This is a genomic window from Pseudoalteromonas sp. R3 (genome assembly GCF_004014715.1).
Classification (GTDB): Bacteria; Pseudomonadota; Gammaproteobacteria; order Enterobacterales; family Alteromonadaceae; genus Pseudoalteromonas.
This window is the reverse complement of record NZ_CP034835.1, coordinates 1,848,993-1,860,908: the sequence shown is the minus strand read 5'-3', so window position 1 is coordinate 1,860,908 and position 11,916 is coordinate 1,848,993. Positions and strand designations below refer to the sequence as shown.

The following is an 11,916-nucleotide window of genomic DNA, read 5'->3' as shown; positions in this document are numbered from 1 at the left end:
ATGAGGTTATTATGTGTTCAATTTTTGGTGTGCTGGAGATCAAATCAGATCCAGCCATTCTGCGCGAGCAGGCAATAGAAATGTCCAAGCGATTACGACATCGCGGTCCAGACTGGTCCGGTGTATATGCCAGTGATAAAGCCATTCTGGTGCATGAGCGACTCGCCATTGTAGGCGTATCCAGCGGTGCCCAGCCACTTTATAACCCGGAGCGAACCCACATTCTTGCAGTCAATGGCGAAATCTATAACCACAAAGAACTGGCTCAAAAGCTCACTGTGCCCTTCACGTTCCAGACTCAATCAGACTGTGAGGTGTTGCTGGCATTATATAAACAAAAAGGTCCTGAGTTCCTCGATGACCTGAACGGTATTTTTGCCTTTTGTCTGTATGATGAACAGGAAGATGCCTATTTGATCGGTCGCGATCACATTGGTATTATCCCGCTATACACAGGGCGGGACCAGCATGGTAACTTTTATGTCGCCAGTGAGATGAAGGCGCTCACACCAATTTGCAACCAGATTGAAGAGTTTCCGCCAGGGCACTATCTTTATTCCAAAGAAGGCACCCTAAGGCCCTATTATCAGCGAGACTGGCAAAAGTTTGAGGCAGTTAAAAATAACGAAGCCACTGCAGAAACAGTCAAAGACGCACTTGAAGCAGCGGTCAAGCGTCAGTTAATGTGTGATGTACCTTATGGCGTGTTGCTCTCTGGCGGCCTCGACTCATCGGTTATCTCCGCCATCACTCAAAAGTTTGCCGCACGTCGCATAGAAGACGATGGTGCGAGTGAGGCCTGGTGGCCAAAATTACACTCCTTTTCTATCGGACTTGAAGGCTCACCTGATCTGGCAGCTGCGCAAAAGGTTGCAGATCAAATAGGTACCGTTCACCACCCTATTCATTTTACAGTACAACAAGGCATCGATGCTCTCAAGGAAGTCATTTACCACCTTGAAACCTATGATGTAACCACAGTCCGTGCGTCTACTCCAATGTATCTGATGGCCCGCTACATCAAGGCTATGGGTATTAAAATGGTACTCTCCGGTGAAGGCGCCGACGAGCTGTTTGGAGGTTATTTATATTTCCATAAAGCGCCAAACAGCCAGGAGTTCCATGAAGAGCTCAATCGCAAAGTATCTAAGCTACATATGTTTGACTGCCTGCGCGCCAACAAGTCCATGGCAGCCTGGGGCGTAGAAGCACGCGTTCCTTTCCTGGACAAAGAGTTCGTGGATATCGCCATGCGTACTAACCCTGAATACAAGATGTGTAAAGAAGGTCGTATTGAGAAGCATATTATTCGGGAGGCGTTCGATGGCTACCTCCCTGATGAAGTACTGTGGCGTCAAAAAGAGCAATTCTCTGACGGCGTTGGGTATTCCTGGATAGACTCATTAAAAGAGTATGTGAATGAAAAGGTCAGCGATCAGGAGCTGGCCAGTGCCGGATATCGCTTCCCAATTAATACTCCCGACAGCAAAGAAGCCTATTACTATCGTAGTATCTTTGAATCTCACTTTCCTGGTGATGCAGCTGCCAAATGCGTTCCGCATGGTAAATCTGTTGCCTGCTCAACACCCGAGGCGCTGGCCTGGGATGCGTCTTTTGAGCAAAATGCCGATCCATCCGGTCGGGCAGCTAATGTGCATAGCCATGCTTACCAAAGCGCAGAATAGAGTAGACAATAAAAAGGGCCTGACGGCCCTTTTTATTAAATAAACTTTTTAATGATAAAGTCGACTTTCACTCGTTTTGCCTGTCCGAGAATTTTCTTCACCGCAGACGGGTAATCATCAATTGTTTCCAAATCCTGAGGCCCGCTGAGTTTAGTGCAATTAGCCAGGATCGCCTCTCGCTCCTGAGTTATCGCTTGCTCGAGCTTTTGCTCCGGATCTTCTATCAAAATACCGTTTTCAATGTCCAATCCCCAGGCACGAGGGTTGAGATTGTGTCCCGTCATCAGATGAACCTGATTGTCACGGTTAATCCCTTTTAGATGGAATGAGTTGTTTCCATCTCGCCATAAGTACACATTCAAATGCCCTGAGTTGATGTAGCGCCGTTGCGACTTAAGAAACTTGTACAAAATGGTCTCATACAAATAAGGTAAGGCACCAATTCGACTAAACGGCTGATCGGGCGCAATGTAAAAGTCATTTGCGGTTTTATCGCCAATCACGATTGTGACTGTTTTACCTTCTTTGAGCAAACGGCGCAATGACCGTAGCAACGGCGCCGGAAAGTTAAAGTATGGCGTGTATAAAAGCAGCTCACGTTCAGTTGTATCAAACAAGGCCTTAATCAGGCGGTTTAGCTTATTCGTTCGACGACCAAAGCCTAAAAAGGCACGAACATTCAAGCCATCTGTAGCAGTTGCTGAGCGCATATCGTATTGTGCTTTTTTAAGCTGCCTCATCAATTGCTTTTGTGCCACCTTCAACTCAGAAAATGGCTTTAGCGGGCGAACATCCAACCTTGGCACGGCCTCGCTGGATAATAAATGAGTATCCAGGAAATGACAGAAACTAGCTGCCAAAGCAGTATTTTCAATCACAAAATAGCGATCCAGGCGGTACTTATCGCCATGTTGCAAGTACACATTATTAATGCTGGCGCCGCTGTACAAAACGGTGTCATCGATAACAAAACCTTTAAGGTGTAAAACGCCAAACAATTCTTTGGCCTTAACTGGCACACCATACACTTTTACGCTTGAGCCAAACTCGGCTTGCATGTCGCAATACAGCTTTGCGTTACCCTCAGATTTGGCTTCACCTATCAGCCCGCGCTGTGCCCGATGAAAATCAACCAGTACGTGGATTTCAAGATGTGGGCGCGCCGAAGCCACCTCATGTAGCGCGGTTAATATTTCGCGACCCGCTTCATCGTCCTGCAGATACAGTGCGGTCAAATAGATGCGCTGTTGTGCGCCACGGATAAGTGACAAAAGCTGCGCGTGATACTGTTTCGCATCAGTCAGTATTTCGCAACTTTGTGCGTCCAGTGCAAACCCAGGTTTATCCTGCCAAAATGCCATAACTACCTTTAAAAACAGACTAACGTCAAATAGACAGAGAAAAATTCCCTAGAACATAGCAAAAAAAAACTCTCAGGTCATGAAATACCGATCATTTACGTTGCTATGGCACAAATTCTCATCAAGTACAGTATATTTGACAGCTTCTGATTTTATAAAAAATCGATTTTTGCAATTTATTTTACTTCTGGCTTGAATTTCATAGAATCGGCAGCACTAACTAGAGAAGATAGAAATTTTATTTTAGGAATTGTTTACATGACTGATGCAAAACATTGCAAACTGTTGATCTTGGGCTCAGGACCTGCTGGTTACACAGCCGCTGTCTATGCTGCACGTGCTAACCTTAACCCAGTACTAATTACGGGTATGCAGCAAGGTGGTCAGCTGACTACAACAACTGAAGTTGAAAACTGGCCTGGCGATGCGCATGGTCTTACTGGTCCTGCACTGATGGACCGTATGAAAGAGCACGCCGAGCGATTTGAAACTGAAATCATCTTTGATCACATCAACAAGGTAGATGTGACCAAGCGTCCTTTCACGCTTACTGGCGATCAAGGTACTTACACCTGTGATGCTCTCATCATTGCAACAGGTGCTTCAGCTAAGTACCTGGGCCTTGAGTCAGAAACAAACTTCCAGGGTCGTGGTGTATCAGCCTGTGCAACCTGTGATGGATTCTTCTACCGCGGGCAGAAAGTTGCTGTTGTAGGTGGTGGTAATACCGCCGTTGAAGAAGCACTTTATCTGTCAAACATCGCTGAAGAAGTACATGTGATCCACAGACGAGATACGTTCCGTAGCGAAAAGATTCTCTCAGATCGTCTGATGGAAAAAGCAAACAATGGCAATGTTGTTCTTCATCTCAACAAAACACTTGATGAAGTGCTGGGTGATGACATGGGTGTCACAGGCATTCGCATTAAAGATACTGACTCTGACGCTACCGAGCAGCTTGATCTTGCCGGTGTCTTTATTGCTATTGGTCACAAGCCGAATACGGACATGTTTGCAGGCCAGCTGGAAATGAAAGACGGCTACCTGGTCGTACAATCGGGTCTGAATGGCAACGCAACTCAAACCAGTGTTGAAGGCGTATTTGCAGCGGGTGACGTGTCTGATCACATCTACCGCCAGGCTATTACCTCTGCCGGCACTGGCTGCATGGCTGCATTAGATGCAGAGCGTTACTTAGATAATCTGAAGTAATAACAGCGCTATTGAAGACGTGTTTCGAAAAACACGTCTTCACACACAAATTCCCCCCACTACAGACCTAAAATAGGTTAGACTAAGGTCATAAATTTGGTTTTTAGTTTGTAATTCAGAACCGCCAATATGACACAGCAATTGTTTCATCTGTCTGCCACTGACTTTATTTTTCCCCCTTGCCATTTTGCACTCAAAGACCCCGACGGCTTACTCGCAGTGGGTGGATGTCTAAGTACAGCAAGACTGCGCCGGGCCTATCAGCAAGGTATTTTTCCCTGGTTCAATGAAAGAGAACCGATTATGTGGTGGGCACCCAGTGAGCGAGGCATCATGGAGCTGGATGAGTTTCATATCAGCCGCTCGCTCAAAAAGTCTGTACGTAAACTGGTACCTGAAGTCACCATAAACACTGCTTTTGAGCAGGTTATCACGGCATGTCGGCAACAAAGAGTCGATAAGGAAGGTACCTGGATAAACAAAGCCATGCTTAACGCCTATATTCAGGGCCATAAAGAAGGCTTTGTTCATAGTGTTGAAGTATGGCAACAGGGTACGTTGATAGGCGGTTTATATGGTGTAATGCTAAACGGTGTTTTTTGTGGTGAATCTATGTTTTATCGCGCGCCTGATGCGTCAAAGATGGCGATGTGGGCACTTGTCAATTGGCTCAAGCAACATGGGGCTCATTTTATAGATTGTCAGCTGGAAAACCCTTATTTACTGTCTCTGGGTGCAAAAGTCATATCAAGAAAAGAATTTTTGGCTAAACTTAAATCAGCAAGCCACTATCAAGTGCCTGAAACGATGTGGCATCCGCAACCATTGAGGGCGATATATGACTGAACATTTCCCTTCAAAAATTGGCCTGAGCCAGCAATTTGATTGCAGCTATCTCGCTGATCAAAAAGAACAGCTACTCGTGATTCTGGATAGTAACTGTTATACACCTGTGCGCTTTGAAACTTTGCTTTCGTTTGGATTTCGTCGCAGCGGCGACCAAATATACCGCCCTCACTGTCCCGCATGCCAGGCGTGTCAGTCAGTCCGCGTTTTAGCAAGTGACTATCGACCTTCTCGTTCCCAGAAACGAAAATGGAATAAAATTAACTCAGACTTTCGTTTTGAATATAACACTCAGGAGCAGCCGAGCTACTATCAGCTCTACGAAAAATACATCACTATGAGACATAGCGACGGTTCGATGTTCCCGCCAAATCGGCTTCAATACGAAAGCTTCCTGTTTTGTCGCTGGTTGCCAGTTACCTTTATCGAACTATGGCACAAAGAACAGCTCATAGCCGTTGCAGTAACAGACACTATGCCCACTGCTCTTTCTGCCATTTATACCTTTTTTGACCCTGACTACGCTGATCTGAGCTTAGGTACCATCATGATCATGGCACAACTTGAACATGCACGTCTGCACGATAAGACCTACCTTTATCTTGGTTATCAGATAGACGCCTGCCCCAAAATGCGCTACAAGCAGCAATATTTACCTGCACAACAGTTCAAAAGCGATGTTTGGGTCAACATTTAGATTACAAAATTCTCGCTCCTGCCTTTACTTATCGCGCACTTTTCGGCAAAATCTGCACCGTTAAACTTATCAAAGAGGTGATACGCTCCCCATGGCGAAAGAAGACGTTATTGAAATGCAAGGCACGGTCCTTGACACTTTACCAAATACTATGTTCCGTGTTGAATTGGAAAATGGTCACGTTGTTGTGGCACATATCTCTGGTAAAATGCGTAAAAATTACATCCGCATTCTGACCGGCGACAAGGTGACTGTTGAAATGACACCTTATGACCTGAGCAAAGGACGCATCGTCTTCCGCGCGCGTTAATTCGCCCAGCTCAGGTACGCTTGCCGCAACAGGCTGAGTTGTACAACGAGACGATTAGAACAAAAAGCCCGGCAGTTGCCGGGCTTTTTGTTCTCTTTGTTCCAACTTAGGCTGGCTCAGCCACGTTAGATTCAAATTTAAATGCCAGTTTTTTATCTTTGACCGAAATAGTGACAGTTCCTCCGTCAATCAATTCACCGAACAAAATTTCGTTTGCCAGCGGCTTCTTAAGGTTGTCCTGAATCACTCTGGCCATTGGACGAGCGCCCATTGACTTGTCATACCCGATATCTGCCAACCAGTCTCTGGCTTCATTGGTTAAATCCAGACACACAGATTTCTTATCAAGTTGAGCTTGCAATTCGACAATAAACTTGTCAACAACCTGCAAGATAACGTCTTTCTCAAGGTGGTTAAACCAAATGATATTGTCTAACCGGTTTCTAAACTCAGGCGTAAACACCTTATTGATCTCAACCAGTGCATCATGTGAATGATCTTGCTCTTGGAAGCCTATAGACTGGCGTACCGTCTCCTGCACACCCGCGTTAGTCGTCATCACCACTATCACGTTACGGAAATCGGCTTTGCGACCATTGTTGTCCGTCAATGTGCCATGGTCCATTACCTGCAACAAAATATTGTATATATCCGGGTGTGCTTTTTCAATTTCATCCAGCAGTACCACTGAATGCGGGTGTTTAATAACCGCATCCGTCAGCAACCCACCCTGTTCAAAACCTACATAACCCGGAGGCGCACCTATCAGTCGGCTTACAGCATGACGCTCTGAGTATTCAGACATATCAAAGCGCACAAACTCAATGCCCATACATTTGGCCAATTGCTTGGTGACTTCCGTTTTACCCACACCTGTAGGACCAGCAAATAAGAACGACCCAATTGGCTTATCCTCGCTACCCAGACCTGAACGTGACAGTCGAATTGCAGAGGTTAATGCATCGATAGATTCGTCCTGACCGAAAACCAGCATTTTAAGGTTACGATCAAGGTTCTTAAGGACTTCTTTGTCGCTTGAAGACACGTTTTGCTGAGGAATGCGCGCAATTTTAGACACTATTTGCTCGATATCCGATACACCAATAGTCTTTTTACGACGTGAAGCAGGCAACAGACGCTGATTAGCACCCGCTTCATCAATCACGTCAATGGCCTTGTCAGGCAAATGGCGCTCATTAATGTATTTTGCACTTAGCTCTGCGGCGGCCTTCAACGCTTTTTGCGTGTAACGTATGCCATGATGTTCCTCATAACGCTCTTTCAGACCGCTGAGGATTTTTGCAGTGTCGGCAACGCTTGGTTCTACAATGTCAATTTTCTGGAAGCGGCGAACCAAGGCACGATCTTTTTCAAAAATGTTTTTGAACTCAGAATAAGTCGTTGAACCCAGGCAGCGCAGCTGACCGCTCGACAGCAGAGGTTTAATCAGATTAGACGCATCCATAACACCACCCGACGCCGCACCTGCACCTATGATGGTGTGGATTTCATCTATGAATAAAATGGCGTTTGGTTTTGCCTGTAACTCTTTCAACAATGCTTTAAAGCGTTTTTCGAAATCGCCCCGATACTTAGTACCGGCGAGCAAAGCACCCATGTCCAGCGAATACACCACGGCATCCGCAATCACATCGGGAACTTGGTCATTCACAATACGATACGCCAACCCTTCTGCAATGGCTGTTTTACCAACCCCTGCTTCCCCCACCAACAGCGGATTGTTTTTCTTTCTGCGGCATAAAACCTGAATAGTCCGTTCTACTTCCTGATCGCGGCCAACCAAAGGATCGATTTGACCCGCCTTTGCCATCACATTTAGGTTGGCAGTAAAGTTCTCCAGTTTGGTCTTTTCTTCAGACGCCGTTTCGTGGTTTTCTTCATGCATTTCTTCGCTATCTTCAGGCTCAACCTCATCATCAGACTTTGAAATGCCATGACTTATATAGTTGACGATATCCAGACGACTTACATCGGCCTTTTTAAGAAGATAAACAGCCTGGCTTTCCTGCTCAGAGAAAATTGCAACTAACACGTTCACTCCGGTCACTTCATTGCGACCAGAAGATTGCACATGAAAAACCGCCCTTTGCAAGACACGCTGAAAGCCAAGTGTCGGCTGCGTTTCACGGTCCTCTTCTAAATCTGGAATAACAGGAGTAGTCTCATCAATAAATTCTGACAGCTCCCTTTTTAGCCCCTCTGTTTCAACGCCACACGCATTAAGTGCTTCACTGGCAGAGGGGTTATCAATCAATGCAAGCAGTAAATGTTCTACCGTCATAAATTCGTGGCGACGATTTCTCGCCTCGCGAAACGCGGTATTCAGAGTAATTTCTAAGTCTTTATTTAGCATTGGCAACCCCCAACGAGAATATATAAGGTCATTCCTGCTCACAACTACAGAGCAGCGGGTGCTCGTGATCCCGAGCATATCGATTTACCTGCTCAGCCTTTGTATGGGCAATGTCGGCAGGATACAGTCCACATACCGCTTTTCCCTCGTGATGTACTTTTAACATCACATCAGTTGCTCTTTCGCTATCCATACTGAAAAATGTCATCAAAACTTCAATGACAAAGTCCATAGGTGTGTAATCATCATTGTTTAAAATCACTTTGTACTTGCGCGGCGGTTGTAACTTTTGCTTCTGTTCGTCGCGTACCGCGTCAACCACACCAGATTCGTTTGTCCCAGTCATAATAAAATATAGTCTTGTCTTATCAACTCAAGCAACTTGAATTGAAAAATAAATAAATTGTTAAAAAATCGCTTTAAAAACTTGACTGTCTGGCCAAATAAACTACAGTCTTTACCTAGCTGGACATAATCATCATATGGGCAGCTTAGCAAATTTCAAAGGTTAGATTAACTTAATTTAGTCAACTTATAGAAGGATGTAGAAGTATGGCTTGCGGAAAAGTCAAATGGTTCAACAACGCCAAAGGGTTTGGTTTCATCGTAGAAGACGGCAGCGAGGAAGATATCTTTGCCCATTACTCCACGATTGTAATGGATGGATACAAAACGCTTAAAGCTGGTCAGGATGTAACATTCGATCTGCAAGAAGGTCCCAAAGGCCTGCACGCTACCAACATCGCGCCGCTTGCGGACGAAGTCGTGTAGCTATTGCAATATTTTGGCACACTAAAAGCGGGTTACGTTTGTTGCTCGCTTAATCCCTTCATCAATTAGTCTCATTTCTTCCATCTTAGTTCATAAAATTTTATATCTTTATTAAATTGCATTAGCGACTTAGTGATTTGGTTGATACAATCCCCGCCGGTGTCAGGTCGGGCTCCGTTGTAGCTGGCCCAAAAACGCGTCAGGTGTGTTAGATATTTTTATTGCCCCAAACTAGTAACAATACCTAACAAACTTGCTACATGCCGAGCTCAACCATCCGCATGATGACCCGAATATGGGTTACCAAGCGGATGGCTGAATAAAGATCGTGTATGCGGATACGTCCTTGAATAGCAAGCTTTTGCTTTGTTGAACGGCTGTTTGGCCCTAAACTATCTAGGAATGATGATGACATCAAAAATTATTTACACTAAAACAGATGAAGCGCCGGCTCTGGCAACTTACTCTTTATTGCCAGTTATCCAAGCTTATACCAAAGCGGCTGGTGTTGAAGTTGAAACCCGTGATATCTCGCTGGCAGGCCGTGTCATTGCTAACTTCCCCGAGTTTCTGAGCGAAGAGCAAAGAATTGGTGATGCTCTGGCTGAGCTGGGTGAGCTGGCAAAAACGCCAGAAGCCAATATCATCAAACTCCCTAATATCAGTGCGTCTATCCCTCAGTTGAAAGCTACCATTAAAGAGCTGCAGGAAAAAGGTTACGCCCTTCCAGACTATCCAGAAGAACCAAAAGACGACAAAGAAGCTGCAATCAAAGCGACTTACGACAAGATCAAAGGTAGTGCAGTAAACCCTGTTCTACGTGAAGGTAACTCAGACCGCCGCGCGCCAGCTTCCGTAAAAGCATACGCACGCAAAAACCCACACTCAATGGGTGCCTGGTCAAAAGATTCGCAGTCTTATGTTGCCAGCATGAGCGAAGGTGACTTCTTTGGTTCTGAGCAGTCAACAACTGTTACCGAAGCAACTGACGTCACTATTGAACACGTTGCAGCAGATGGCACAGTATCTGTGCTTAAACAAAGTACTCCATTATTGGCTGGCGAAATCATTGATGCGTCTCGTATGAGCGTCACTGCGCTACGCAGTTTCCTGGAAGCGGAAGTTGAAGCAGCCAAAGAAAAAGGCGTGCTGTTCTCACTGCACATGAAAGCCACCATGATGAAGGTGTCTGATCCAATCATCTTTGGTCACGCTGTGAAAGTTTTCTATAAGGAAGTTTTTGCTAAACACGGCGAAACTTTCGAAAAACTGGGTGTCGATGTCAACAATGGTATTGGTGATGTTTACAACAAGCTGGCCAATCTGGACGACGCAAAGCGTGCAGAAATCGAAGCCGACCTTGCTGCGGTTTATGATGTACGACCAAGCATTGCAATGGTTGACTCTGACCGTGGTATCACTAACCTGCACGTACCAAGCGATGTGATCATCGATGCATCAATGCCAGCTGCAATCCGTACCAGTGGTCAAATGTGGAACGCCGAAGGTAAGCAACAAGATACCAGCTTTGTGATCCCAGATCGTTGTTACTCTGGTGTATATCAGGCAACCATTGAGTTCTGTAAAGAGCACGGTGCGTTTGACCCTCGTACTATGGGTACTATCCCTAACGTTGGTCTGATGGCACAAAAAGCAGAAGAATACGGTTCACACGACAAAACATTCGAAGCACCATCTGCGGGCCAAATCCGCGTCGTTGATCAAGCTGGTAACGTATTGCTTCAGCATGACGTAGAGCAAGGTGATATCTGGCGTATGTGTCAGGTGAAAGATGCACCAATCAGAGACTGGGTTAAACTTGCTGTTAACCGCTCGCGCGCTTCAAATACCCCCGCGGTATTCTGGTTGAACGAAAACCGTGCTCATGACGCTGAGCTAATCAAGAAAGTAAATGCCTACCTGCCAGAGCATGATACTGATGGTCTGGAAATTCACATCCTTGCACCAGTTGAAGCCACTAAGTTTTCACTGGCAAGAATGAAAGACGGTCAGGATACCATTTCTGTGACAGGTAACGTATTACGTGACTACCTGACTGACCTGTTCCCAATCCTTGAACTTGGCACCAGCGCGAAGATGCTGTCTATCGTACCACTGATGAATGGCGGTGGTCTGTTCGAAACTGGTGCGGGCGGCTCTGCACCTAAACACGTTCAGCAGTTCGAAAAAGAGAACCACCTGCGCTGGGATTCACTGGGTGAGTTCCTGGCACTGGCTGCGTCTTTAGAACACCTGAGCCAGGCGACGGGCAACAGCAAAGCACAGGTTCTGGCTGATACTCTGGACGCCGCGACAGGTAAATTCCTGGACGAGAACAAGTCTCCATCACGTAAAGTGAAAGAGCTGGACAACCGTGGCAGCCACTTCTACCTGGCTATGTACTGGGCACAGGCACTTGCAGAGCAAACACAAGATGCAGAGCTTCAGGCTAAGTTCGCAGACATTGCAAAAGGTCTGACCGACAACGAAGCGGCAATCGTCAGTGAACTGAACGATGTTCAGGGCCAGGCGATGAATATCGGCGGATACTTCCAGCCTAACGATGCGCTGGCTGCTGACGCAATGCGTCCTAGCAAAACGTTTAACGACGTTTTAGCAAGCATGGCTTAACTCGCGATTTAGTGGAAAAAGGTGGCTCA

Annotated in this window: 10 protein-coding genes; 7 read left to right on the top strand and 3 right to left on the bottom strand. The window is 46.0% G+C overall.

Features of this window, described 5'->3' with window-relative positions:
* The first annotated feature begins 11 nt into the window (after positions 1-11).
* On the top strand, positions 12-1,685 hold the full coding sequence (asnB, locus tag ELR70_RS12970; RefSeq protein ID WP_054013806.1) for an asparagine synthase B: 1,674 nt from the start codon (positions 12-14) through the stop codon (positions 1,683-1,685).
* Positions 1,686-1,720: 35 nt separating this feature from the next.
* Here asnB and pssA read toward each other — a convergent pair whose 3' ends face one another.
* Positions 1,721-3,046 carry a CDP-diacylglycerol--serine O-phosphatidyltransferase gene (gene pssA, locus ELR70_RS12965; protein ID WP_054013807.1) on the bottom strand — a complete coding sequence of 442 codons (1,326 nt, stop codon included), beginning with the start codon at positions 3,044-3,046 and terminating at the stop codon, positions 1,721-1,723.
* Between the two features lie 258 nt (positions 3,047-3,304).
* Between pssA and trxB the strand changes: the two genes are divergently transcribed.
* From trxB to infA, 4 genes are all read left to right on the top strand, one after another.
* On the top strand, positions 3,305-4,258 hold the full coding sequence (gene trxB, locus ELR70_RS12960; RefSeq protein WP_054013808.1) for a thioredoxin-disulfide reductase: 954 nt from the start codon (positions 3,305-3,307) through the stop codon (positions 4,256-4,258).
* A gap of 129 nt (positions 4,259-4,387) precedes the next feature.
* The gene (aat, locus tag ELR70_RS12955) at positions 4,388-5,104 is read left to right on the top strand and encodes a leucyl/phenylalanyl-tRNA--protein transferase (protein ID WP_054013809.1); all 717 of its coding nucleotides are present in this window, start codon (positions 4,388-4,390) and stop codon (positions 5,102-5,104) included.
* Complete coding sequence (locus ELR70_RS12950) at positions 5,097-5,801, top strand: arginyltransferase (RefSeq protein WP_054013810.1); 705 nt, start codon at positions 5,097-5,099, stop codon at positions 5,799-5,801. Before aat ends, ELR70_RS12950 begins: the two co-directional genes overlap by 8 nt.
* 91 nt (positions 5,802-5,892) lie before the next feature.
* Entirely contained in the window at positions 5,893-6,111 is a 219-nt protein-coding gene (gene infA, locus ELR70_RS12945) for a translation initiation factor IF-1 (RefSeq protein WP_002962494.1), read from the top strand.
* Positions 6,112-6,217: 106 nt separating this feature from the next.
* Here the strand turns inward: infA and clpA are convergent, their stop codons facing one another.
* A complete protein-coding gene (gene clpA / locus ELR70_RS12940; RefSeq protein WP_054013811.1) occupies positions 6,218-8,485 on the bottom strand; it encodes an ATP-dependent Clp protease ATP-binding subunit ClpA in 2,268 nt (755 codons plus the stop codon).
* A gap of 28 nt (positions 8,486-8,513) precedes the next feature.
* The gene (gene clpS, locus ELR70_RS12935; protein ID WP_054013812.1) at positions 8,514-8,831 is read right to left on the bottom strand and encodes an ATP-dependent Clp protease adapter ClpS; all 318 of its coding nucleotides are present in this window, start codon (positions 8,829-8,831) and stop codon (positions 8,514-8,516) included.
* A gap of 206 nt (positions 8,832-9,037) precedes the next feature.
* Here clpS and cspD point away from each other — a divergent pair, with 206 nt between their 5' ends.
* Both cspD and ELR70_RS12925 read left to right on the top strand, forming a co-directional pair.
* A complete protein-coding gene (gene cspD / locus ELR70_RS12930; protein ID WP_046003210.1) occupies positions 9,038-9,256 on the top strand; it encodes a cold shock domain-containing protein CspD in 219 nt (72 codons plus the stop codon).
* Between the two features lie 408 nt (positions 9,257-9,664).
* Entirely contained in the window at positions 9,665-11,887 is a 2,223-nt protein-coding gene (locus ELR70_RS12925) for an NADP-dependent isocitrate dehydrogenase (RefSeq protein ID WP_054013813.1), read from the top strand.
* The last annotated feature ends 29 nt before the right edge of the window (positions 11,888-11,916 follow it).